Source organism: Mesorhizobium sophorae (assembly GCF_002270415.1).
In the GTDB taxonomy this organism is placed as follows: domain Bacteria; phylum Pseudomonadota; class Alphaproteobacteria; order Rhizobiales; family Rhizobiaceae; genus Mesorhizobium; species Mesorhizobium sophorae.
The window spans coordinates 1,225,681-1,248,870 of sequence record NZ_NNRI01000022.1; the positions used below are offsets into that span (position 1 = coordinate 1,225,681).

The 23,190-nt window shown below is 62.3% G+C and carries 27 protein-coding genes, 1 tRNA gene and 1 pseudogene; 11 read left to right on the top strand and 18 right to left on the bottom strand.

Annotated elements, in window-relative coordinates:
- Positions 1–45: 45 nt before the first annotated feature.
- The 7 genes from CGZ66_RS37170 to moaA form a co-directional block, all read right to left on the bottom strand.
- Entirely contained in the window at positions 46–831 is a 786-nt protein-coding gene (locus CGZ66_RS37170; protein WP_095091531.1) for an ABC transporter substrate-binding protein, read from the bottom strand.
- A 157-nt stretch (positions 832–988) separates the two neighbouring features.
- Complete coding sequence (gene mobB / locus CGZ66_RS37175; RefSeq protein WP_095091532.1) at positions 989–1,498, bottom strand: molybdopterin-guanine dinucleotide biosynthesis protein B; 510 nt, start codon at positions 1,496–1,498, stop codon at positions 989–991.
- Entirely contained in the window at positions 1,495–2,127 is a 633-nt protein-coding gene (mobA, locus tag CGZ66_RS37180) for a molybdenum cofactor guanylyltransferase MobA (RefSeq protein ID WP_095091533.1), read from the bottom strand. Before mobA ends, mobB begins: the two co-directional genes overlap by 4 nt.
- Positions 2,128–2,171: 44 nt before the next feature.
- A complete protein-coding gene (locus tag CGZ66_RS37185; RefSeq protein WP_095091534.1) occupies positions 2,172–3,092 on the bottom strand; it encodes a DMT family transporter in 921 nt (306 codons plus the stop codon).
- Positions 3,093–3,212: 120 nt separating this feature from the next.
- Positions 3,213–3,572 (bottom strand): hypothetical protein, encoded by a 360-nt coding sequence (locus tag CGZ66_RS37190; RefSeq protein WP_095091535.1) that lies wholly within the window; start codon positions 3,570–3,572, stop codon positions 3,213–3,215.
- 118 nt (positions 3,573–3,690) lie between these two features.
- Positions 3,691–4,164: a hypothetical protein gene (locus tag CGZ66_RS37195; RefSeq protein WP_095091536.1), complete on the bottom strand. Its 474-nt coding sequence runs from the start codon at positions 4,162–4,164 to the stop codon at positions 3,691–3,693.
- A gap of 56 nt (positions 4,165–4,220) precedes the next feature.
- Positions 4,221–5,216 carry a GTP 3',8-cyclase MoaA gene (gene moaA, locus CGZ66_RS37200; RefSeq protein ID WP_095091537.1) on the bottom strand — a complete coding sequence of 332 codons (996 nt, stop codon included), beginning with the start codon at positions 5,214–5,216 and terminating at the stop codon, positions 4,221–4,223.
- Positions 5,217–5,415: 199 nt separating this feature from the next.
- On the opposite strand from moaA, the gene CGZ66_RS37205 reads away from it, so the two are divergent.
- Both CGZ66_RS37205 and CGZ66_RS37210 read left to right on the top strand, forming a co-directional pair.
- The gene (locus tag CGZ66_RS37205; protein WP_095091538.1) at positions 5,416–5,769 is read left to right on the top strand and encodes a gamma-butyrobetaine hydroxylase family protein; all 354 of its coding nucleotides are present in this window, start codon (positions 5,416–5,418) and stop codon (positions 5,767–5,769) included.
- 66 nt (positions 5,770–5,835) lie between these two features.
- Entirely contained in the window at positions 5,836–6,447 is a 612-nt protein-coding gene (locus CGZ66_RS37210) for a pyridoxamine 5'-phosphate oxidase family protein (RefSeq protein WP_095091539.1), read from the top strand.
- A 132-nt stretch (positions 6,448–6,579) separates the two neighbouring features.
- On the opposite strand, the gene CGZ66_RS37215 is transcribed toward CGZ66_RS37210, so the two are convergent.
- Positions 6,580–7,032 (bottom strand): MarR family winged helix-turn-helix transcriptional regulator, encoded by a 453-nt coding sequence (locus CGZ66_RS37215; protein WP_095091540.1) that lies wholly within the window; start codon positions 7,030–7,032, stop codon positions 6,580–6,582.
- A gap of 47 nt (positions 7,033–7,079) precedes the next feature.
- Here CGZ66_RS37215 and CGZ66_RS37220 point away from each other — a divergent pair, with 47 nt between their 5' ends.
- Positions 7,080–7,991 carry an alpha/beta hydrolase gene (locus CGZ66_RS37220; protein WP_095091541.1) on the top strand — a complete coding sequence of 304 codons (912 nt, stop codon included), beginning with the start codon at positions 7,080–7,082 and terminating at the stop codon, positions 7,989–7,991.
- A 13-nt stretch (positions 7,992–8,004) separates the two neighbouring features.
- On the opposite strand, the gene CGZ66_RS37225 is transcribed toward CGZ66_RS37220, so the two are convergent.
- Positions 8,005–8,400, bottom strand: coding sequence for a rhodanese-like domain-containing protein (locus tag CGZ66_RS37225; protein ID WP_095091542.1), 396 nt, complete (start codon positions 8,398–8,400; stop codon positions 8,005–8,007).
- Positions 8,401–8,458: 58 nt separating this feature from the next.
- On the bottom strand, positions 8,459–9,073 hold the full coding sequence (locus tag CGZ66_RS37230) for a TetR/AcrR family transcriptional regulator (protein ID WP_095091543.1): 615 nt from the start codon (positions 9,071–9,073) through the stop codon (positions 8,459–8,461).
- 99 nt (positions 9,074–9,172) lie between these two features.
- Here CGZ66_RS37230 and CGZ66_RS37235 point away from each other — a divergent pair, with 99 nt between their 5' ends.
- Positions 9,173–9,919, top strand: coding sequence for a 3-oxoacyl-ACP reductase family protein (locus CGZ66_RS37235; protein WP_095091544.1), 747 nt, complete (start codon positions 9,173–9,175; stop codon positions 9,917–9,919).
- 213 nt (positions 9,920–10,132) lie between these two features.
- A complete protein-coding gene (locus tag CGZ66_RS37240) occupies positions 10,133–12,010 on the top strand; it encodes a L,D-transpeptidase family protein (RefSeq protein WP_095091545.1) in 1,878 nt (625 codons plus the stop codon).
- A 45-nt stretch (positions 12,011–12,055) separates the two neighbouring features.
- Here the strand turns inward: CGZ66_RS37240 and CGZ66_RS37245 are convergent, their stop codons facing one another.
- The 3 genes from CGZ66_RS37245 to CGZ66_RS37265 all read right to left on the bottom strand — a co-directional run bounded on the left by CGZ66_RS37245 (position 12,056) and on the right by CGZ66_RS37265 (position 14,319).
- Complete coding sequence (locus tag CGZ66_RS37245) at positions 12,056–12,541, bottom strand: hypothetical protein (RefSeq protein ID WP_167392387.1); 486 nt, start codon at positions 12,539–12,541, stop codon at positions 12,056–12,058.
- Positions 12,542–12,939: 398 nt separating this feature from the next.
- Positions 12,940–13,680 (bottom strand): lysozyme inhibitor LprI family protein, encoded by a 741-nt coding sequence (locus CGZ66_RS37255; RefSeq protein ID WP_095091546.1) that lies wholly within the window; start codon positions 13,678–13,680, stop codon positions 12,940–12,942.
- A gap of 381 nt (positions 13,681–14,061) precedes the next feature.
- A complete protein-coding gene (locus CGZ66_RS37265) occupies positions 14,062–14,319 on the bottom strand; it encodes a PepSY domain-containing protein (RefSeq protein ID WP_095091547.1) in 258 nt (85 codons plus the stop codon).
- Between the two features lie 246 nt (positions 14,320–14,565).
- On the opposite strand from CGZ66_RS37265, the gene CGZ66_RS37270 reads away from it, so the two are divergent.
- Entirely contained in the window at positions 14,566–14,778 is a 213-nt protein-coding gene (locus CGZ66_RS37270) for a hypothetical protein (protein ID WP_143748955.1), read from the top strand.
- A 51-nt stretch (positions 14,779–14,829) separates the two neighbouring features.
- On the opposite strand, the gene CGZ66_RS37275 is transcribed toward CGZ66_RS37270, so the two are convergent.
- Complete coding sequence (locus CGZ66_RS37275; RefSeq protein WP_095091549.1) at positions 14,830–16,350, bottom strand: winged helix-turn-helix domain-containing protein; 1,521 nt, start codon at positions 16,348–16,350, stop codon at positions 14,830–14,832.
- Here CGZ66_RS37275 and CGZ66_RS37280 point away from each other — a divergent pair.
- Positions 16,350–16,631 carry a hypothetical protein gene (locus tag CGZ66_RS37280; RefSeq protein ID WP_095091550.1) on the top strand — a complete coding sequence of 94 codons (282 nt, stop codon included), beginning with the start codon at positions 16,350–16,352 and terminating at the stop codon, positions 16,629–16,631. The genes CGZ66_RS37275 and CGZ66_RS37280 overlap by 1 nt on opposite strands.
- Before the next feature lie 102 nt (positions 16,632–16,733).
- Here CGZ66_RS37280 and CGZ66_RS41945 read toward each other — a convergent pair.
- A pseudogene (locus CGZ66_RS41945) lies at positions 16,734–16,985 on the bottom strand (GcrA family cell cycle regulator); the annotation flags it as partial.
- 433 nt (positions 16,986–17,418) lie between these two features.
- Between CGZ66_RS41945 and CGZ66_RS37290 the strand changes: the two are divergent.
- Positions 17,419–17,772 carry a hypothetical protein gene (locus CGZ66_RS37290; protein ID WP_095091552.1) on the top strand — a complete coding sequence of 118 codons (354 nt, stop codon included), beginning with the start codon at positions 17,419–17,421 and terminating at the stop codon, positions 17,770–17,772.
- A 174-nt stretch (positions 17,773–17,946) separates the two neighbouring features.
- Here CGZ66_RS37290 and CGZ66_RS37295 read toward each other — a convergent pair whose 3' ends face one another.
- The 3 genes from CGZ66_RS37295 to CGZ66_RS37305 all read right to left on the bottom strand — a co-directional run bounded on the left by CGZ66_RS37295 (position 17,947) and on the right by CGZ66_RS37305 (position 19,935).
- The gene (locus CGZ66_RS37295; RefSeq protein WP_095091553.1) at positions 17,947–18,624 is read right to left on the bottom strand and encodes a peroxiredoxin-like family protein; all 678 of its coding nucleotides are present in this window, start codon (positions 18,622–18,624) and stop codon (positions 17,947–17,949) included.
- A 414-nt stretch (positions 18,625–19,038) separates the two neighbouring features.
- Positions 19,039–19,113: transfer RNA gene (locus CGZ66_RS37300), tRNA-Val, on the bottom strand.
- A gap of 138 nt (positions 19,114–19,251) precedes the next feature.
- Positions 19,252–19,935, bottom strand: coding sequence for a phosphoglycolate phosphatase (locus tag CGZ66_RS37305; protein WP_095091554.1), 684 nt, complete (start codon positions 19,933–19,935; stop codon positions 19,252–19,254).
- Positions 19,936–20,325: 390 nt separating this feature from the next.
- On the opposite strand from CGZ66_RS37305, the gene rpiA reads away from it, so the two are divergent.
- From rpiA to gor, 3 genes are all read left to right on the top strand, one after another.
- Positions 20,326–21,057, top strand: a complete 732-nt coding sequence (rpiA, locus tag CGZ66_RS37310) for a ribose-5-phosphate isomerase RpiA (RefSeq protein WP_095091555.1) — start codon at positions 20,326–20,328, stop codon at positions 21,055–21,057.
- Positions 21,044–21,652, top strand: coding sequence for a DUF2059 domain-containing protein (locus tag CGZ66_RS37315; RefSeq protein ID WP_095091556.1), 609 nt, complete (start codon positions 21,044–21,046; stop codon positions 21,650–21,652). The genes rpiA and CGZ66_RS37315 overlap by 14 nt, the downstream gene beginning before the upstream one ends.
- 116 nt (positions 21,653–21,768) lie before the next feature.
- The gene (gene gor, locus CGZ66_RS37320; RefSeq protein ID WP_095091557.1) at positions 21,769–23,160 is read left to right on the top strand and encodes a glutathione-disulfide reductase; all 1,392 of its coding nucleotides are present in this window, start codon (positions 21,769–21,771) and stop codon (positions 23,158–23,160) included.
- Positions 23,161–23,190 lie beyond the last annotated feature (30 nt).

The following is a 23,190-nucleotide window of genomic DNA, read 5'->3' on the forward strand; positions in this document are numbered from 1 at the left end:
AAGACCTAGAGGCGGCGGGGGACCCCCGCCGCCTTTGTCATATTATCAGGATTCGGCGCCGAAGACGTCGAACTTGAAGTACTTGTCGTTGATTTCCTTGTACTTTCCGTTGGCGCGAATAGCCTCGATGGCCGCATTGAACTTGTTGACGAGATCGGTCTCGCCCTTGCGTACGGCAATGCCGGCGCCCGGTCCGAAGATGTCGACCGGTTGCGGCGAAGGCTGGCCGAGAATCTTGCAGCATGCGCCATCGGGCGAATCCAGCCACTGCTGAAGCACAACAATATCGTCCTCGATGGCGTCCAGGCGACCATTGGCAAGATCTGCCTGCTCCTCGGGGCTGCTCGGATAGCCCTTGACGGTGCTGTCGGTGTAAGTCTTCGAGGCATAGTTGAAATGCGTGGTCGTGGTGGCGACACCAATGGTCTTGCCAGCGAGATCTGCCTTGGTCACGCCTTTCAGGGTGCTGTCTTTAGGCACGGCCAGGGCCGACGGCGTGTTGTAATATTTGTTGGTGAAGTCGACCTTCTCCTTGCGCTCCGGCGTGATCGACATCGAGGCGACGATGGCGTCGAACTTGCCGGCCTGGAGAGCGGGGATGATGCCGTCCCAATCCTGGGCGACGAAGGTGCACTTGACCTTCATCTGGTCACAAAGCGCCTTGGCGATATCGATGTCGAAACCGACGAGCTGGCCATCGGCGGTGAGGTTGTTGAAGGGTGGGTAGGCGCCTTCGGTGCCGATCCTCAGGGTCTTTTCCTGGGCCTGGGCTACGCCGAGCGTCAGCAGCGCAGCCGATGCGGCAAGCGCGATACGCAGTGCAATACGCATGATAGTCCTCTCTTTATGGTCCCGGCCGTCGTTCCAAACGGCTCTGTGGGGCGGTGCTTTTGACCGCCCGCTGGCGCGATACTCCCACTCTTTCCAAGAAAAAAGCAACTGCAAAACCGCAAAAATGGGCAAGGCTATTCTGCCGCTGCGTTAGCTCTCAAGCAACGAGCCCAATGTCCCGCTCGATGAAGTCGGCTATTGATTTCACATCGTCGAGATCGAACACCGGCAAGAGCTCGCCTTCGGCCGCAAAATCGGCGGCGACAGCGACGATGTTGGGATCCGTTGCCGACAGCGGTGTGCGGTCCTTCGCTTCCAGCCGTCGGGTTTCGATCTTGCGGTGGGCTTCGCGCTTGTAGCCTTCGACCAGCACCAGATCGCACGGCGCGAGCCGTGATAGAATCGCCTCCAGCGTCGGCTCATTCTCACCGCGCAGTTCGTGCATCAGCGCCCAACGGTTTCCTGACACGATCGCGACTTCGGTGGCGCCAGCCTGCCGGTGGCGGAAGCTGTCGGCGCCCGGCTTGTCGATGTCGAAGTCATGATGGGCGTGTTTCACCGTCGACACCTTCCAGCCGCGCCGGACAAGTTCGGTGACCAGCCTTTCGGTCAATGTCGTCTTACCGGAATTCTTCCAGCCGGTGATGCCGAAGACGCGTCTGTTCATGATCTCATGCTCCGCAACAAACGTTCGGCCTGAACAAGATCATCGGGCACATTGATGTTGAAGAAAGGGTCGACCGGTTGGCCTGCGGATTGCAGAACCGGGAATTCCACCTCGACAAATCCATGCCGGTCGATGAAGGCCGAAACCCGCCTGATATCCTCATCGACCAGAAAGTGCCGCAAGGCGTCGCGGCAGTCCGTCGGCCACAGCGCGAAGGTCGGATGGCGCTTGCCGGCCGAGCAAGCAACGGCAATCGAACCAGGACGCTGATCGGTGGCTGTCGCCAGTCGTTCGACAAGATCCAGCGGCAGGAAGGGCGTGTCGCCGGCAGCGGTGACGACAGTCTTGCAAGCCGTGTTGGCGGCGGCCCATTCGAGGCCGGTCAGGATTCCGGCAAGCGGTCCGGCAAAGCCGGTCACAGTGTCGGCAAGCACTGGCAGCTCGTAGCGTGAGAAGCGTGTGGCGTCACCGTTGGCGCTGAGCGCCAGGGGGGCGATCTGCGGGCCGAGGCGCGACACGACCTGGTCGAGCACGCGACCACCGCCAAGCGGCAACAGGCTCTTGTCGCCACCGCCCATTCGTCTTGACTGGCCGCCGGCCAGAATGAGCCCTGCAACATCTCGCTTCATGCCACCGAGCCTGTACGCCAGCCGTCGGAAATCACAAGAGCCGGCTAGATTCCGTCCGGGACCATGCTTGGCCCGGTGCTCTCGGCAACGATCTTACGCCGGCCGACCACTCGCTCGCGGTAAAGCGCATAGAGGCCGGAGCCGATGATGATCGTGGCGCCGACGATCATCGGCAGATCGGGAATATCGGCGAAGACGAACAGGCCAAGCAGGATCGACCAGATCAGGGCCGTGTAGCGGAACGGCGCGATGAAGGAGATGTCGCCCGCCCGCATCGCCATGATGATGAACTGGTAGCCGATGAGCACCAGCACCGCGGCGAGCGCCAACAAGGCTGTGCTGTTTCCCGTCATCGGCGTCCAGCCCCCCATCGGCGAAAGCAACGCGGCTCCCAGGATTGTCATGGCAAACGCGGTAGCGGTCGACACCAGCAGCGTCGGAATGGCCTTGGGAATCCGCTTGGTGGCAAGATCGCGTACCGCACAACAGGCAACGCAGGCCAGCGCCACCAGCGAGTAGACGCTGAACCCCTCGAAACCTGGCCGCACGATGACCAGCACACCGGCAAATCCGATGGCGATGGCCAGCCAGCGCCGCCAACCGACGCCCTCGTTGAAGACCAGTGCCGCGCCCATCGTCACCGCCAGCGGCAACGCCTGGAGTACAGCCGAGACACTGGCGATAGGCAAATGGGCGAGCGCGATCAGGAACGTCACCGTGCCGCCGGCTTCGCCGAGGACGCGCAGCGCCACCATTGGCTCGAGCATCGAGCGTAGCCGGACGAGGGCACCGCGCTGCCAGGCAAGCGAGCCGACGAACAGGGTGGCAAACACTCCCCTGATCAGCATGACTTGCGCCATGTTCATCGATTGCGACGAGTATTTGGTTATGGCGTCGTTGAGGGTGAAGCCGGCCATCGCCACAACCATGAACAACGCGCCGCGAAGGTTTGGAGAAAGGGGCAAGATGACTACCGGCTCTGCTTTGCCAAAGCCTGTAGCATTCGGGCATGAAACAGCAACAGCAAAGGGCTGGGCCACAGGATTGTCCGGTGCCCAGAATATCGCCTGCCATGGCGGCGGACCTTATTTCTTCGGCGTCAGAATTTCGGTGCCGTTGCCTTCCTTGCCGGCGATCGTCCACAGGCCGTGCAGCGACCCGTCATCCTCGACCTTGTAGACGACAAGGCCGATGTCCTTGCCCATCACATAGCCGGCCGAGAAGGCGTCGTCATTGCGCATGCAGATACCGTCCGAAGACGAGCCGCCCGTCTCCCAATGGATCGCGCAGGTCGTCCCGCTGGTCAGCGTGATGGTGGCTTCGCCACCATAGGCCGAGCCGTCGAAATTGGTGCCGGCGACGGTATACGTGCCGCCGATCGACTGGGCCGCAGCGGGCAAGGTGGCGAGGCCAAGCAATGCGAACGAAAGAAGAAGTTTGCGCATGGTGTATTCCCCCGGAGCGAAAGACCGCTACGAGACGGAGGCTAAGCGGGAAAACGCCACCGGTAAATCAGGCGAACATTCGCGTGCGGAGATTTGTCCACGGTGTGGCCGAAAATGCTCATGGTCCCTTGAGGCTGCCGGCGATGGCGCCGACCAGCGGATCGTATTTCGATTTCAGGGCCGGCGGGTAATCGATCCAGACCGTTCGGATGACGCCATCCCGGCCGAACAGACGTCGCTCGTAAAAGATCTTTCCATCCTTCAAGCCCGACAGCACCGCCCAGTCCTTGCCGGCCTTGCTGTAGGTGACCTTGTAGCCGGGCTCATCGCTGGTTTTCTCAGCCGCGACGAACCCCTTGGGCGTGTCGTCGTCGACGTTGAGGATGCCCGAGCAGATCAGGCTGGCGCCGTCGGCACTTAGCCACGCCTGTCCGTCGCCATTGTCCGGCTCGGGCTGGCGGTCGGTGAAGATGTCGTCGGGAAAGGTGCAGACGGTGCCGAAGCGCTCATTGGTGTAAGTGAATGGCGCGGCAATGGCGTTTGTCGCTGCAATTGTTGCGATAACCGCCAGAAATGAGGAACGACTCAGCATATCCCGCCTCGAAGCCAATGACCCGGAGGCGATCCTGCATGAATTTCGCGCAAAGATCAGCCGCCGGTGACGCTCATGTGCCGCGAAACGGAGGGGCGGCTGGTCCGGCGGTCGATGATGAAGTCATGGCCCTTCGGCTTGCGGCCGATCGCTTCGTCGATGGCCTCGGCAACCAGCTCGTTGCCTTCGGACGCACGCAAGGGCGCGCGCAGGTCGGCGGCATCCTCCTGGCCGAGGCACATATAGAGCGTGCCGGTGCAGGTCAGCCGGACGCGGTTGCAGCTTTCGCAGAAATTATGCGTCATCGGCGTGATGAAGCCGAGCCGTCCGCCGGTCTCGGCGACATGCACGTAGCGGGCCGGGCCGCCGGTCTTGAAGGGAATGTCGGCCAGCGTGAACTGGCGTTCCAGCGACGCGCGCAGCAGCGACAACGGCAAGTACTGGTCGGTCCGGTCGGCGTCGATCTCGCCCATCGGCATGGTTTCGATGACCGTCAGGTCCATGCCGCGGCCATGCGCCCAACGCATCATGTCGGGCAGTTCGGCGTCGTTGAAATCGCGCAGCGCCACCGCGTTGAGCTTGACCTTCAGCCCGGCCGCAAGTGCTGCATCGATGCCTTGCATGACCTTGTCGAGATGGCCCCAGCGGGTGATCTTGTGGAACTTGTCGGCATCGAGCGTGTCGAGCGAGACGTTGATGCGATTGACGCCGCAATCGGCGAGTTCGGCGGCGAAGCGAGACAGCTGCGAGCCGTTGGTGGTCAGCGTCAATTCTTCCAGCGCGCCGCTTTCGAGATGCCGCGACAGCTGGCGCACGAGGTGCATGATGTTCTTGCGAACCAGCGGCTCGCCGCCGGTGAGGCGCAGTTTCCTCACACCTTTTTCGATGAACACCGTGCACAGCCGGTCGAGTTCTTCCAGCGACAGCAGGTCCTTCTTCGGCAGGAAGGCCATGTCCTCGGCCATGCAATAGGTGCAGCGGAAGTCGCAGCGGTCGGTGACCGACACCCTGAGATAGCTGATGGTGCGCCCAAAAGGATCGATCATGTCCATGCTTCAAGCAATTCCCGTGGCCGTGAGCGGCATCGTTATATACCGCTATGTGATACGATCCGGCCTGCCATTCAAGATACCGCTTCTCGATCTTTGGTAACATTCCCTGGCCGACATCGCATGTCGGCTCACCTCAACGGCCTTTTCCCTTCCGGCGAAGCAGCGTAGGGAAGGGTGGATTGCTACGGGATCGAACACCATGACCGCACCCAGGGAACTCCGGGTCTCGAAGGACCGCAAACTGCTGTCGGTCACCTTTCCCGATCATCGGCCGTTCGAACTGCCGGCGGAGCTGTTGCGTGTCGCTTCGCCATCGGCCGAAGTGCAGGGCCATTCGCCGGATCAGCGGGTGACGGTCCCCGGTAAACGCAATGTGGCGATCCTGAAGATCGAGCCGGTCGGCAATTATGCGGTGCGCATCACCTTCGATGATTTCCACGACACCGGCATCTTCACCTGGAATTACCTGCACACGCTCGGCCATGAAAAGGACGAGCGCTGGAATGCCTATCTCGCCGAGCTTGCGGAAAAGGGCTTGAGCCGGGACCGCTAGGCCGTCGCTGTCGTCAAAACGTCATCGATGTGGGGTAGCGCCGGCAAAGGTTTGGAGACGAGGAAGATGTCGGTCATCACCACGGTCGAGCAGCTCGAGGCGCTCTATGGCGTTCCAGGCGAGGCTTCGTTGGTCAAGGAACTCGATCACGTCATTCCGGAATACGCAGCCTTCATCGAGGCCTCGCCGTTCGTCGCGCTGGCAACCAGCGGACCAGAGGGCCTGGACTGTTCGCCGCGCGGCGATCTCGCCGGTTTCGTGCGCATCGTTGATCCGAAAACGCTGATGATGCCGGACCGTCGCGGCAACAACCGCGCCGATTCGCTGAAAAACATCATCCGCGACCCGCGCGTCGGTCTTTTGTTTCTCGTGCCGGGCTCCGGCACGACGCTGCGCATCAACGGTCGGGCCCATATCACGACGGATACAGCGCTGTGCGCGTCGTTCACCGTGGACGGCAAGGCGGCGCGCTCGGTCACTGTCGTCGATATCGATACGGTCTACTTCCAATGCGCCCGCGCCATTGTCCGCTCCGAGCTGTGGAACCCGGCGAGGCATGTCGACCCGAAGTCGCTGCCGACGCCCGGACAGATCCTGGAAATCACCAGCCGCAGGAACATCGACGGCGAGACCTACGACAAGGAATGGCCGGAGCGGGCGAAGAAGACGATGTGGTAGGTTTCGGGGTTGAAAGGGCTAGAGCATGATGCCGAAAAGTGTGAAGCGGTTTTCGGACGACATCATGCTCTATCTCTTTGATTTAGAGGCGGATTCAGATTTCGGGTCGATCCGACCTGAAATCATCCGGCTCTAGGCGTCTTTCAGCACATCATAGATCTTGCGCATCTGCTCGCCGATCATGTCGCATTGTTCCGGCGTCGACTGGCTCATCGCCTTCTCGATCAGCGCCATGTGCACTTTCAGCGCCTGCATCAGCAGCGTCTCGCCGGCTTCGGTCAGTGCAAGCCGCAGGATGCGCTTGTCCTTCTCGTCGCCTTCGCGGCGCAGCAGGCCACGCGCCTCCAGCTGCGGCAGGAGCATTGTGATGTTGGAGCGGCCGACGAGCAGCTTGCGGGCAAGGTCGTGCTGCGACATGCCGGGGTGGCGATAGAGGTTCATCAGCACGTCGAGCTGCGCCGGCTTCAGGTCGAGCGGCGCCAGTTTGGTCGCCAGCGTGCGTTCAAGCACATGGCAGGCGCGCGCCACCGCGACCCAGTTGCGAAAACGCGGGTTGTCCCAAGGTAACTCTTGTTTATTGTTCATCTTTGAACTATTATGTTCATGCTTGAACGTATGGATGGATTCTCACTATGGCATCAATCGGGCTGAAGGTCATCCGGCGGGTGTTTGGTGCGGCCGAGCGTATTGCGCCGCGCCTGACCGGACGCGCGGCTTTCGAACTGTTCTGCCGCACGCCGAATGTGAAGGCGCTCAGCGATGGCGAGCGCCGCGCCGTCGACCGAGCGGCTGCGTTCATGACCGAGGCACGCCATCACCGGCTGAAGACCGCGACCGGCTGTGTCATGGTGCACGAATTCCGGCCGGAGCCGGGCAGGGCGGCCGCCGGCACGGTGCTTGTCGTGCATGGCTGGCGTTCGCGCACCGAATATATGCGTGCGCTGATCGAAGGCTATCGCGCTGCCGGCTACAGGGTGGTTTCGCTTGACCTGCCTGGCCACGGCCAGTCGCAGGGCCGACGGCTGAACATGGTCAATGCCGTGGATGCGGTGCGGGTCGCCGGCCAATGGTTCGGCCCATTCGTGGCTGTTGTCGGCCATTCCTTCGGTGGCGCCGTCGCCGCCAATGCCCTCGCCGGTTCGGTCAAGAACATCCCGCCGCTGGCGGCCGGACGCCTGGTGCTGATCGCGGCGCCCAGTTCCCTGCCGGCGATCTTTGCCGACTTCAGCCGCATGCTCAATGTCGGACCTCGCTCGCAGGCCGCCATGGCGGACCGTGTCGAACATCTTTCCGGCCGGCCGCTGCACGAATTCACCGGCGACCGCCAGCTCGCCGATGCGCCGGTGCCGACCCTGGTCATCCACGCACCGGACGACCGTGAAGTTCCGGCCGACCATGCAACACGTTATGCCGGCGCCGGCGGCCATGTGCGGCTCTACTGGGCTGACGGCCTCGGCCACCGCCGCATCCTTGCCGACAAGGGCGTGGTCGGACGCGCGGTCGGTTTCGTCGGCGAGCATCGCGAGCCGTCGCTGCTGCACTGAACGGCCATCGAGGCTAATTCTTCTTCCCGCCGGGCTCGACCGGCAGTCCGGCCGCCTTCCAGGCGGTGTAGCCGCCAAGGATGTGCTTGACCGGCGATAGTCCCATGTCCTGCGCCGTCTTGGTGGCCAGCGCCGAGCGCCAGCCGCCGGCGCAGAAGAAGACGAAGCTCTTCCCCGAAGCGAAGAACGGTTTGTGATAGGGGCTTTCGGGGTCGATCCAGAATTCCAGCATGCCGCGGGTGACATGCTTGGCGCCGGGGATCCTGCCGTCGCGTTCGACCTCGCGCGGATCGCGCAGGTCGACGAAGATGGTGTCTTCATCGTCAAGCAGCCCGGCCGCTTCCTCCGGCGACACCACCTCGATCTCGGCATTCGCCTCATCCAGCAGTTCGCGATACCCTTTTTTCACAGGCTTGTCCTCCCGACCGGCTGGCTGTCTGGATTTGCAGCACAATGGCCGGCGTTTGTCACGCTCTGTCCGTGCCGGCCATCGTCTGCCACGCCGCCATCGCGCCGGCCACGGTTGCCAGAAGCGCCGAATGCGAGGCGCCGTCGCGGGCCTGGATCGACATGCCGTGCTGGACCGTGGCGTAGAAGGTGGCGGCAGCGCTGCAGTCGAATCCGACCGGCAGTTCGCCTTCGGCAACGCCGCGTTCGAGACGTTTGCACAGGGCGGCATGGTTTTCGGCGCGCCGACGGCGCAGATCGTCGCAGATGGCGCCGCGGCTGGAGTCCTGGTGCAAAGCGCCGAGCGTTATCAGGCAGCCCTGCGGGCGATCGGTCTGCGCGTAGGCTTTCGCCGTCAGGCATAGAAATTGTTCGATCGCCTGCCGCGCGGTCGGTGCTTCCTCAAGCGCCAGCCAGATGTCGGCACCCTCGGTGCGCGAATAGAAATCGGTCGCCTCGAGGAACAGCGCCTCCTTGCTGCCGAAGGCGGCGTAGAGGCTGGGCGAGTTGATGCCCATGGCGGCGGTCAGCTCACTCATCGATGCGCCTTCGTAACCGCGAGCCCAAAAAACCTCCATCGCGCGGTGCAGGGCTGCGGTTCGATCGAAGGTGCGGGGGCGGCCTCGTTCCGACATGACGCTCTTTTCTGTGTTGATCGATACATAATTCAGTTGACGCGGCCGGGCAAGACTGACAGTTATTTATGTATCGATCATTACAAAAAGGAGAATCAAATGTCATCCGACAGCTTGAACGGCAAGGCCGCGCTCGTCACCGGCGGCAGTCGCGGCATCGGTGCGGCGATTGCGCGACGGCTTGCCGCCGAGGGCGCCAGCGTCGCGCTGACCTATGTGCATGGCGCGGAGCAGGCCCGCTCGGTCGTTGCCGAGATAGAGGCCAAGGGCGGCCGCGTCATCGCCATCAAGGCCGACAACCGCGATGCGGTGGCCATAGACAAGGCCGTCGATGACGCTGTGGCCGCATTCGGCCGGCTCGACATCCTGGTCAACAGCGCCGGCATCTGGCGCGCCGCACCCATCGACACCCTGTCGCTCGCCGATTTCGACGAGACCATGTCGGTCAATCTCAGGGCGCCGTTCATCGCCTCGAAGGCGGCGGCAGTGCATATGGGCGAGGGCGGCAGGATCATCTCGATCGGCAGCAATCTTGCCGAGCGGGTGACCGACACCAGTCTTGGCGCCTATTCGGCCAGCAAGGCCGCGCTCGTCGGCCTGACCAAGGCCTTGGCGCGCGACCTTGGCCCGCGCGGCATCACCGCCAATGTCGTCCACCCCGGTTCGACCGACACCGACATGAATCCGGCCGATGGCCCGCACGCCGAACACCAGCGCCAGAAGATGGCAACGCCGCGCTTTGGCAAAGCCGAAGACATTGCCGGCATGGTCGCCTGGCTCGCAGGGCCGGAGGGCCGATTCGTCACCGGCGCCGCGCTGACCATCGACGGTGGCGCCAACGCCTGATCCCCGGAGGATTTCCCCCGGCCGGAGCGGAGACACCCCCGCTTCGGCCGTCACGATGTTGTGAAACCGTTCTGCAACAAGCCTTCCAAAATTTATGGAAGCTTAACGAAATCAGTATGAATCAGTATAGTCGCGCCTTACATCCGCCATGCGGTGAGCGAGATCGTCTTAACGGTGCGGAACGGGAACCGGGTACAACCGGGCGGGTGATTCATGAAATTCCTCCGAAACAAAGCAACCGTGATGCCGCTGGTGGCGATCTCGGCAACGCTGGCCTTCGGTGTGCCACAGGCAGGCGCGCAAGGGCTCTTCGACATGCTTTTCGGGGGTGGCGTCAGGCACGAGCCGCAAGGTGAGTTTCCGCCGCCGCCCAAGCACAAGCCGAAAGTGCCGGGTAGCGGCGGCGGCACAAAAATCAGCAGCCCGTCCTACTACACCTACAAGGCCGATCGGCTGGTGCGCATCGACTTTTCGGCGCTGGCAGCGGCACCAATGCCGGCGGCCCCGCAGGATGCCGCTTTCGTGCCCTCAGCCACGGGGGCTGCGTTCCACGACGCCATTGCCGGCTTGAGCGACTACGAGCTCTATGCCGAGCCCGATATCGCCAAGGCGCTGATCGCCTACTATTCGGCCAATCCGGATTTCATCTGGGTGACCGGCACGGGCCTCAACAGCCGCGCGCAGGATGCGGTGCGGGTGCTGGGCGAGGCAGCGAGCTACGGCCTCGAGCCGGCCGACTACACGGTCAATGTGCCTGCCGCCAACGCCTCGCCGGCCGACGCCAATGCACAGCTGAAAGAGCTCGTCCGCTTCGAGATGTCGCTCTCGGCACGCGTGCTGCGCTATGCCCACGATGCCCAGAACGGCCGCGTCGAGCCCAACCGCATGACCGGCTACTATGATTTCCCGGCCAAGCCGCTCGACTTGCAGGGCGTGCTGAAAACGATGGCGCATACCCAGGAGGTGCGCACTTATCTCGAATCGCGGCATCCTCAGAATGCGGAATACCAGGCGCTGCGCGTCGAACTGGAATCCTTGCAGGCCAGCGCCGAGAACGAGATCGTCGTCGACCCCAAGCTGTTGCTGAAGCCGGGCGAAACCAGCCCCGAACTGCCGAAGCTGCTGACCCTGATCGCCCGCAATCTCGATGACGAGATGGGTGGCGCCTATGGCGAGACCCTCGCGAGGCTGGCCACCAGCGAAGTCTATGTCCCGGAACTGGTTCCGGTGATCGAGGCCGTACAGAAGAAAGCCGGCATGAAGGGCGACGGCGTCATTGGACCGCGCACCGTCGCAACGCTGGCCGGAACATCCAAGGCCGACAGGCTGCTGAAGGTTGAGGTGGCGCTGGAGGAACTGCGCTGGCTGCCTTCTGATCTCGGCAGCCCGCGTGTCTTCATCAACCAGCCGGCCTTCACGGCGAGCTATATCGACAATGGCGAGGAAAAGCTGAAGACGCGTGTCGTCGTCGGCCGGACCACCAACCAGACCGCCTTCTTCTACAACCAGATCAAGCAGGTCGACTTCCATCCCTATTGGGGCGTGCCGCAGTCGATCATCGTCAACGAGATGCTGCCCCGGCTGCGCAGCGATCCCGGCTATCTCGACCGGGCCGGCTATGAGGTCACCGATTCGCGCGGCAAGCGCATCCCTTCGTCGGCGGTCGACTGGGGCGCGTATGGCGCCAACATTCCCTACAGCGTGCGCCAGCAGCCGAGCGAAGCCAATGCGCTGGGCGAACTGAAGATCCTGTTCCCCAACAAGCACGCGATCTACATGCACGACACGCCGCAGAAATCGTTCTTCAACCAGGATATGCGTGCGCTCAGCCATGGCTGCGTGCGGCTGCAAGATCCGCGCGGCATGGCCGCCGCCGTGCTCGGCACTTCGGTCGACGACATCGCCGAGAAGCTGAAGCACGGGCATTCGACCGAGGACGTGACGCGCAAGATCCCGGTCTATGTCGCCTATTTCACCGCCTGGCCTGATATGTCCGGCAAGGTCGAATATTTCGGCGACGTCTACGATCGCGACACGCGGCTCAAGCAGGCATTGGACGCCACCGAGGCGGTGCGCTCGCCGTCGAGTTGAGCAACGGCCGTTTTCGGCTTCTAGAGCGCGTCGGCTGAAACAGTTTCAGCCGAGCTCGAACAGCGGGCGCCTGAAACCCGCGTCGCGTCCGGCGATCAGCCAATAGACCAATCCGGCGACAAGGCCGGCGGCGGCGATGATGCCGATGTCGGCCCAGCGCTCGGGGTCCATGTCCTCCGCTGAACTTGGCCAGATCAGGAAGAACCCGCCGGCGGCGGCCGCGGCGCCGAAAAACATGTGCAGCAGGAAATTGCGCAACGAGAAGAGTTCGGCAATCAGCGCGAAGATGAGCGTCTGCAGTGCGGTCACGACAATCGTCAGGAAATAGACGAACATGCCGAGCGGCGGAACCACAAGGACGGCGATCGGCGAGACGCCCATGACGTCGAAATAGGCGGGCGCGTTGGGTAGGGAACTGAGCGCCGCGTAGATCGCCACGACAGCGATCAAGCCGACCAGCACCGATACGAGGTAGCCGGCCAACATCATCAGTATGCGCTTCAGCACGTGCTTCGCCGTCGCCATGCCCATCCCCCATGCGGCGCCTATGGGCCGCAGTCAGCCATCAAAGCGAGACTAACGCAAGGGGAGGGGCAGGATGGTGCGGGGTAGTCGCTCCAGACCAATGACAAGCTCGACTTGCGGTGGAGACCACCGATTGCGGAGGTCGGCGCCGCCCCTCATCGCCCTGCCGGGCGTTCGTCGTTCGAAAAGCCAAGCAATTGGCTTTTTCGTCCGCTACGCGGACCACTCCTCAACTCCCCGTATAGTGACGGGGAGAAGGGGCTGACCGCAACGACGGCGCTCGTCTTGCAACGCTGGTGATGGGCGAAACCGGCGATGAGAGCGCCCCTCTCCCCGTCACTATACGGGGAGAGGATGCTGGCAGGCAGGTGAGGGGCAGCGCCACGCGGAACACGAAGCGGCATTCAGGCGCCGCCGCACATATGCTCCGAGTCCGGCAGCGCCCATGACGCCTTGATGGCGAGATCGATGCCGTAGTAGATGCGGCCGCGCTCATCGTGCTTGGGGCAATCCCTGGGAATGGAGATCAGACATATGACGGCCGCGTCGCCGACCTTCGAGGCGGCCAGGCCAGGGTCGCGATCATAGGAGACGGCGCTGCCGTCATTGGTGAATGTCGCGGCACTGCCGCCATCCGGACTGGCCGTTTCCAGCGGATCGTCGCCAAGCCGCGTGGTCAGCGTCTTGATATGGGTGGAGGCGCATTGGCCGATTGCCGAGGGCAGCGGCTGGTCGGTCTCTTTCGGGTCTTGCGCCGCGGCCTCCAGCGCCTTCTTGCCGATCAGCGCGATGTTGTAGTCCTGCACCCATTGCGGCGCGGCGCCATAGGTTTGCAGCGCGTTGTTCAGCGCGCTGACGATGCAGGCGGTGTCGCTCTTGCAGGCATTGCGGTCGGCAATCAGCCCTCGGGCGATCTTGCGCTTGTCGCCGTCGAATGCCGGCTCGAAATCCTTGAACGCCTTGGAGACCAGCAGGTCGATGGCCGACAGCTGCGGATCGGCGCAGATCGCCTTTTCCGCCGGCAGGCTTGCCTTGGCGCAGTCGAAGGATGGCCCATCGGCCCGCGCCGGAGCGGCCCCAAGGATGCCGCCGGCCAGAATGATGGCCAGCACTGCCAGACGACGGGTTAGAACGGAAGATCGCATGATTGCCCCCAAGCCACGATTGCCCAAGGCGCGGCCCACGCCCTGGCATGCATGTCATACCTCAAGAATGGACAATTTTGGGCGAGGCCAGGGCAATCGCTTCAGGACAATGACAGTTCGACTTATGGCGAAGACCATCGCCGAAATCGGCGCCGCCCCTCATCGCCCTGCCGGGCACTTCTCCCCGTATAGTGACGGGGAGAAGGGGCTGGCCGCAACCTCAGCGCCATTCTGGCGACGCTGGTGATTGGCGAAATGGGCGATGAGAGCGCCCCTCTCCCCGTCACTATACGGGGAGAGGATGCCGGCAGGCAGGTGAGGGGCGGCGCCAGCGCCAGGAAAGGCCAATAGAACTAAATTCAAGGCGCGTGCCGACGAACCCTATTTTGGCTCGGCGGTCACGGGATCATAGGTGATTTCGACCTTGGCCTTGTCGGCTGTGTAGTAGGTGTCGACGTAGGCGCCGCTGTCCCAGTCGACTTCCTTGACATAGCGAAAGCCGTCGCGCTTCTCGACCTTGGCGAGGATCTCCGACAGTTTCTTGGCGTTGGGCGGCGGCAACAGGGGCTCGTCCGCGGCAAAGACCGGCCCGCCGGCGAGAAGAACGGCGACGCTTGTCGCCAGCAGAAATCTGGACATGGCTTTCCCTCAAGTTCTCGTCGGACAGAAACTCGCTGCCATGCCGGTTTGTTCCGCAGCTGAAGTGCGTGGCGATTGAGTTCACCGATTGCAGGTTTCGGAAGAAAAGCCCGTGCGCCAAAAAAACCACGATGCGCCGCTTCAGTATTCATGGCCATATTATCTTGGCGGTTCATTGGGGGTCACTATGCGCGCGCGTCATGTCTCTTGCTTGCACTGTCGGTGCTTTCCATCCCGGCCGTTTGCATGCCTGTGCAGAAAGCCAACGCGCTGGAACCTGAACGCTACACGGTCTATTGCGCCGACGACCGCATCGAGGTTTCGTTCTGGGATCTCGAACAGATGAAGGTGCGGAACGGCTCCGACGTCTGTCAGTTCCAGAGCTATACGAGCTACAGCAGCGCCCTGAATTTCGCCCAGAAGAATTTTGGCGGCGAAGGGGCGGACTGCAGCTGCTAGCTCTGTTGCATTGGATTGCGATGTTGAGGAAAGCAGGCCCGGGTGTCGGCCCTAGCCTTGGTCCTCATAGGCTGCGAGTGCCTTGGCGACGCCGGCAATGAGGTGTTCAGCATCACTCGCGTGTTCGAAGGCGATTCCGGTTTGCGCAAACTCAAGTGGCGAGTAATCAGGCGCTATCCGCTTGACCTCTGCCATAATGCGCTGAGCTTCATTCAGTTCGCCGAGTTGAGCGTGACACCCCGCCAGCCTTGCTAGTCGCCAGGGGGTCCTCGGTGGGACCTTGGACATGCTGACAAGCGCGGCCTTGTAATCTCCAGCCGAGTATTGGGCGATGGCGCGATCATAGTGGTACCAATCAGGATGGATCGGGTTGATCCGTATCGCACTGTCAATCGCCGCGAGTGCTTCAAGCGGCCTGCCTCTCATCGTGAGCAAGTACCCCATTTGCGCAATCGTATCGGCGTCATATGGATTGAGGTCGAACGCGCGTTGAAGGTGATGTTCCGCCGCTTCGAACCGGCGGGCAGAGATCAAGGCCTGGGCAAGCACACGATGGCAGCGTGGCTCTTCCGGCGCCAGCGTCACCGCACACTCCGCGCGGTCGATCAATGAAGCAAGCAACGCCGAGGATGCCTCGGCATAGCCACCGATAATGAGATCGGCGAGCGCGGTGTAGGAATGCGCCAAAGCATAGGTCGGGTCCTTGTCGACCGCAGCCTGAAAGAGATCGCGCGCGGCCTGATTGTCATCATCGCCATAACCGCGCAGCCGGGCCAGTCCACGCAGGACAAGCTCATATGCGGCCAGGCTATCGGGAGGCTTCGGAGTTGCCTGCTTGATACCCGCGTCGTCAAGCCGAGCGACCAGCCGGTTCACCACACGGCTGGCGATTTCTTCCTGCATTTCGAAGATCTGGCCGCCAGAAGCAGAAAACGTATCGCTCCAGAGGACTTCACCCGTCGAAGCGGTCATGAGACTGACGGTGACCCGCATGCCGTCTGCGCGGGTCGTCGCCCTGCCGCGGACCAGATAGGTTGCGCCGAGGCTGTCGCCAACGGCACGCCAATCGGAAGCGGAATCCGAGACAAATGCAAATCCGGAATTGCGCGCCAGCACAACGACCGTTCCGAAGCGAGCCAACGCATTGACAATGTCCTCGGCGAAACCGTCGACCAAAGGGGAGTCGTCCGGCGCACCTTCGTTGCTGAAGCGCAGTACCGCAACGCTCGGCTGTCCAGAGCGCTCTTGTCTTGGCGTATCGGGAAGAGAGAGGACGTAGCCGCGTTTGGCAACCGTGCGGATAATGGTTTGGCTTTCGTCCTGCAGCGCCTTTCGCAACTCCCTGACCGCCTGCGTCAGTGAGTCCTCGGTCACGAAGACATCGGGCCATACCGCTGACATCAGTTCGGACTTGGTCGCGACACGCCCGACATTCCGGCTGAGATAAGTTAACAGATCAAACGCCTTGCAGCGCAGAGCAACAGGTTTTCCATCGCGCACAAGCAGCCCGCGGGCAATATCAAGCTCGCAACTGCCAAGTGCCAGTATGGGCCCACCGTTTCCTTGCGACATTGAATGCCGATCTGACCAGCTCGACCAAACGCAGCCTGATTGGGGTCCCAATCGGCTCGGACGTCAAGGGATCAGAGGAATTTGACCTGTCTTCACCTTGGCTGGAAGTCATCCGCCTCTCCACGGCGATGATCTCCAGCATTTCGAACATTGTTCCAGGCATGGGCGCACAAGGGGACCCAACCATGACGCTGGACGCAAATTCCAGCAGTTCCTGCCGGGCGGCTTGGCGCATGTTCTCATTCAGCGACATGTTCGACCTCATCCGGTTCGTTCTTTAGAACAATGACGCCAAGGAACGGTCGCGTACCGGAAGATTTCTGAAATTCTGCTGAAACTCTCCCCTCGTCGCGCTCGCGGTCGGGGGAGGCCGCCCGCTTAACTTACGCGGCGCGTCGTTGGGCGGGTTGGAGACCAGAACGGGTTCGACGAGGGTCGACGGCGGTCACGATGCTATGGTGGTGATCGCAATAGACGCGATCCGGCGAAGTTGGCCCAGCACAAAAACGGTAACCGCCGGGTACTGACGCGTCTTCGCTCACCGGGAAGCGGCACTGATAGACGCCTAGCTGGATGAGGGGGACGTCTCTCGAAGTTGGTCTGGTATTTTCAGGCATGATTTTCAGGTTCCTAGTTGATAGCCATTGCCGGCTGACGGCCGCAGTGCGACCGCGTCAGGGCGAGCTTCTCTCGTTTTGGAGGGCTGTGGATCACCATATGGTGTTGGTCACAGCATCAATGAAGCCCAAGGCCCTGCTTTCGGAAGCCAGTTATTGCGACTTAAGGCCACACGTGCCGCTAGGGTGCGGTTGACAGCGCGAAGGCACCCGGCGGGCGATGTTGTCGCCCCCGGGTTAATCGGCAGGCGGGGTGAGGGGTGGCTTGTGGGCTCAACGCGCTGCGCTTTCGGTTTTTCAGGGCCCTCAACCGGCCAGCCCCGGGAGGGCGATCTGCGGGAGCGAAAACATTTTGTCAGCAGACAGTATGGTCGCGTCCCAGAGCATCTCTCCGAACCGTTGCGCCGGTGCTATAGTGTGCCCGCATGATCAGACAGCAGGGATATGAGGCATGCCCGAAGTCACCCGCCGTACACTTCTCGCGTTCGCCGCCGTGGCCTCGGTCGTTGAACCGACACTTGCTGAAGGGGAAGGCGCCTCACCCGAATTGCGGGCGCTGATCGGAGCCCATGAAGCCACCTATGCCGGGCTTTACAAGGTTGTTCATCAAGCGGGCAGTAGCAGCCACGAACGCAAGAGAGCAGACCGGATTGAACAGGACGCATTGCTGGCCATCTGCTCCTATCCTGCGATCAGCCGAGGCGACCGCCGGGCTAAGGCCGAGTACCTGTTGACCGCTGAGGCTCGGGGCGAACTCGACCTGGAAGAGCACATGCAGGCCATCCTGCACTCGATGAAGCGCTGATCGCGGCTCGACGCCATTGTCTTTCCGCGCTGGCGCGTGGTTGGTCGCTCATACTGGAATTCCCACCGCACTCAGCCCGTCGTAAAAGCGACTGCCAAAAGCGTGGCGACCCCGGCTCGAACTGACGTTTGCAAAACACCTGCTATCCGTGCACCCGCTCAGCGCACTGCGCCGCTACTGACCAATATGCGACGCGACCGACATCATCGCCTCAGAGTTCGGGTGGGCGCCCAAGCCGCCATCGAAAACTTCGGAGAACGTCCAGCGAACGACGCCGTTGCGGTCGAGCAGGAACTGGCCGGTGAGCTGGCCCACGCCGGTTGCCATCATTTGCTGGTCCGCTTCAGTGATATCGTAATTGTCTTTCTTGTTCAGATATTCGAGCGTGGCAAACGGATCCATCGGCTCAGGCATTTCGCCCGGCACGTTGAGCCGCATCGCCTTCACATCGCTCATCGAGACCTTGTCCGGCAATGCGCTCTCGCCCTCAGTTACTATTTGCATGTTGGGCAATCCAAAGGCGCGGTGTGAAACGCGCTCCGGATCGGATGCAGCAAGCAAACCAACCATCGGATGGTACCGGAGATAAAGGCGCGCCCGCTCGATGGGCGTGTTCACCACCGTGAGGCTTTCGATGCCCTTTGCGTTAAGGGCTGGTGTGAGCAGCGAAACCGTCGCGATATGACGCCTGCAAAACGGACAATGCAGACCTCGATACAGCCCAACCAGCACTGGCTTCTCGCCGCGGAAATCGTCGATAGCTATCTTGCCCTCGCGAGTAATTGCGTCGAGTACGAAATTGGGCGCACGTTCGCCCAGTTGCAGAGGGCCTACGGCGGCGCGGTCAGACATGCTTGATCCTCCTCGCGGCTCAATCCAGTGACGAAAGTGCGGCGGTAGTTCCGGCTCCAGCCCGTGTTCGGCACACACTTCCTGAGCGTGCTGAATTGCAATGTAGCACAGAGATGGGCGGACGTTGAGGCGCTACCTAAGACTACGCCTTGCGGAGCCTCGCTCCTAGCGCACAGAAGCAAACGGCTGGCAATCAAGGAATCGATTACAGGTTGGAGCCTACCAACGAGCGGAGCATTTCGGGCCTTCGGGACGGAATACCACCGTGAAAGAGGCGAAGCCAGCTGCTCAGTTCCCGACGCCGGTGTCGAAAACAATCGTCGAATTGGTGGCGACTTAGTGGCGAAACGAAAAAGGCCTAGATCGACGATTTTGGCCAACACGCTAGTAAGCTGCTGACTTTCCTAGGGATTTTGGTGGGCGATGCAGGGATTGAACCTGCGACCCCACCCGTGTGAAGGGTGTGCTCTCCCGCTGAGCTAATCGCCCGCTCGTTGCCCGAAGGCCAAGCGAGCCGCGATATAAGGGAGGCGGGTGCGGGAAGTCAAGGCGGTGTCAGGCGTTCCGGCAAGGATCGGATTGTTGTCCTGTGGACCCGTCTCCGACGTGACACCGGCTGCTTTCTGGTCAGTTCCCTGCGGCGACAATCAGCCTTTGCGCCAGATCGAGCGTCAGGGCGTCGAAATGCGAGATCACCGCCGAGGGTTCGAATTCGCGCACATGGCGGTCGGTGTAGCCGAAATCGACCGCCACCACTGGAATGCCGGCCGCCTTGGCGGTGTCGATGTCTGTCTGCGAATCGCCGACCATCAGCGCGCGATCCGGGTCGCCGCCAGCCAGTTTGATGGTTTCGATGAGATGACGCGGGTCGGGCTTGCGGAACGCGAACGTGTCCTGCCCGGCGATTGCCGCGAAATGCTTCGTCAGGCCAAGCGCCTCGATCAGCGCCAGCGAGTTGGCTTCGTACTTGTTGGTACAGATGGCCAGGAGATAGCCGGCGTTCTCGAAGCGGGCGATCGCCTCGACGACGCCGGGGTAGGGGCGCGATTTGCCGGGGATGTTGAGGGTGTAGTGATCGAGGAAGAGTTTCAGCAGCCGATCGTGCTCTTCGACGTCAAGCGATCGCTGCTGGGCTGCATGTGCCCGTTCGATCATCACGCGGCCGCCGTGACCGACAAAGCGCCTGAAGCCGGCTTCGTCGACCGCAGCGATGTGGCTGGCGGCAAGGCTGTGGTTCAGGCTGTCGAGCAGGTCCGGCGCTGTATCGACCAGCGTACCGTCGAGGTCGAACACGATGATCGGGCGAGTCATGGTCAGTCCTGGGCCAGGTTCATGCAAGTGGCAGGCGATAGCGGCTGCGGCGCGTCAAGGCAAGCGGGATGGGGCAAGCCGGCTGAGTCGTTCGGGCAAGCAAGCCCCGCCGGACCGGGTATTTCGTGGCTTGCCGCCAGAAATGAAAAACCCGCCATGGCGGCGGGTCGTTGGCGCAAATCAGCACCATCGATAGATATGTAGCATAGCTGCCTTCACCAGGTCAAGAAAAAATTCCTATCGAATATCCCTGACGCATTGCCCCTGACCGCGCGTTGCGCAGAACAGCCATGCTGCTCGTCACCAGGGCGTACGCCGCTGCCAAAGGCTTTGACCCGACCGGCAAAAATGCTAGGAGCCCAGCAGCGAATTTCCGGGGCAGCAAGCGGCATGGATGCAAGACAGTTGAAGGTCGAAGCCGCGCGGGCAGCGCTCGCCTATGTGAGCGACGGCATGCGGCTCGGCATCGGCACCGGCACCACCGCCGAAGAGTTCGTGCGGCTGCTTGCCGAGAAGGTTGCCACCGGCATGACCGTCATCGGCGTGCCGACTTCGGAGCGCACCGCGTCGCTCTGCCGCGAGCTTGGCGTGCCGTTGTCGACGCTGGAGGAAACGCCAGAACTCGATCTCACCGTCGATGGCGCCGACGAGGTCGACCCGGCGCTGACCCTGATCAAGGGCGGCGGCGGCGCGCTGCTGCGCGAGAAGATCGTCGCAGCCGCTTCGCAGCGCATGATCGTCATTGCCGACCAGTCGAAGATGGTCGAGACGCTCGGCCGTTTTCCGCTGCCTATCGAAGTCAATCAGTTCGGCCTGCGCGCAACCGAAATCGCCATCGGCGCCGCAGCTGAAAAGCTCGGCCTTTCCGGTCCGGTTATATTGAGGATGACGGGGGGCCAGGCTTTTGTTACAGACGGCGGCCATTTTATCCTCGATGCATCTTTTGGCCGCATTCCGGATACAAGAGCGCTTTCGAATGCTCTCCACGCCATTCCGGGCGTGGTCGAGCATGGTCTTTTCATCGGGCTGGCGTCAGCGGCCATCATCGCCGGCGGCGACGGTATCCAAACTGTCCATGCCGCCCGAAAACCAGGGAGTTCTACCGATCATGATGTTGCATAACCGGGTTCGCAGCCTTTGCGCCGTTCTGGCGGCTACGGCCGTTTTCGCCCTCTCTTCGCCGGCGTTTTCGCAAGAAGTCACGGACTCGCACCTGAAGGCCGCCCGCGCGGCGGTCGCGGCGATCCACGCGACCGACCCGTTCGACAACATCCTGCCGCAGGCGGCAGCCGCGCTCGAATCGCAGCTCATCCAGAAGAACCCGGACATGCAGGAGCTGATCGGCAAGACCATCAACGAGAAGGCGCTGGCGCTGGCCTCGCGCCGCGCCGACCTCGAGAAGGAAGCCGCACTCGCCTACGCAAAAGTGTTCTCCGAAAAGGAACTGACCGATATCGCCGCCTTCTACAGTTCCGATTCGGGCAAGAAGCTGCTGGATAGCGGCCCGACCGTGACCCGCGAACTGGTCAAGGCAGCCGACATCTGGCAGAACGGCCTCGCGCGTGATCTCGCCCAGCAGGTTGGCGAGACGCTGGCCGCGGCCGCCAAGGCCAAGGCGCCGGCAGCCCCTGCCGCAGCGCCCGCGGACGCAGCCGCACCAGCCGATGGCGCCGCACCCGCCGACGGTTCGGCTCCGGCAGACGACACGCAGAACTGATCTTGCGTTTCCAAATGGCCTTGCGGCCATCGATGAAGCCCGGCTTGTCCGGGCTTTTCTTTTGCTGCCTGGCGGCCTACCTGTCACTGGATTTCTGAAGCTTGAGGAGCCGCTAGATGGCCGGTTACGACTACGATCTTTTCGTCATCGGCGGCGGCTCGGGCGGGGTGAGGGCGGCGCGAGTCGCCGCCGCACTCGGCAAGCGCGTCGGCATCGCCGAGGAATATCGCTATGGCGGCACCTGCGTCATCAGGGGCTGCGTGCCGAAAAAGCTCTATGTCTATGCCTCGCAATTTCCCGAGCATTTCGCCGACGCCGCCGGCTATGGCTGGACGGTGCCGGAGGCAAGTTTCGACTGGCAGACGCTGGTCGCCAACAAGGATCGCGAGATCAGCCGGCTTGAGGCGATCTACCAGAGGAATGTCGAGGGCGCCGGCGGCGAGGCCTTTCACTCGCGCGCCATGATCGTCGATCCGCATGTCGTGCATCTTCTGGGCGAGGATCGCACCGTCACCGCCGACCAGATCCTGATCGCCACCGGCGGCCGCCCAGCACCGCATCCGGCGCTGCCCGGGCATGAGCATTGCATCTTCTCCAACGAGGCTTTCGATGTCAAGCAGCTGCCCAAGGCGATCATGATCGAAGGCGGCGGCTATATCGCGGTCGAGTTCGCCAACATCTTCCACGGCCTCGGCGTCGACACCACGCTGGTCTATCGCGGCAAGGAGATCCTCAGCCGCTTCGACATGGACCTGCGGCGCATGCTGCACGAGACAATGGAAAAGAAGGGGATAGAGATCCTCTGCCATTCCGTGTCGGAATGGATCCGCAAGCGGCCGGACGGCCGGCTCGACGCAATCGTCACCGGCGGCAAGGTGCTGACGGTCGACCAGGTGATGCTGGCCATCGGCCGCATCCCCAACACCGAGAACATGGGCCTGGAAGGCATCGGCCTGGAGATGACCAAGACCGGTGCGATCGCTGTCGACAAATACTCGCGCACCAACATCGACAACATCTGGGCGATCGGCGACGTCACCAACCGCGTGCAGCTGACGCCGGTGGCGATCCATGAGGCGATGTGTTTCATCGAAACCGCCTTCAAGGGAAATGCGACGGCGCCCGACCACGACACCATTGCGACCGCCGTCTTTTCACAACCCGAAATCGGCACGGTCGGCCTGTCGGAGGATGATGCCGTCAAACGCTTCCCCGACATCGAGATCTACCGCGCCACTTTCCGGCCGATGCGGCACACGCTGTCCGGCCGCGACGAGAAGATGCTGACCAAGCTGGTGGTCGACGGCGCGTCGAAGCGGGTGCTCGGCGCGCACATCCTGGGACCGGATGCCGGCGAAATGGCGCAGCTTCTCGGCATTCCGCTGAAAGCCGGGCTGACCAAGGATGATTTCGACCGCACGATGGCAGTGCATCCGACGGCCGCGGAAGAGCTCGTCACCATGTACAAGCCGACCTATCGCGTGAAGGACGGCAAGCGGGTGGATTGACCTGGCAAATGCCGAGGTTCAGCTCTCCAC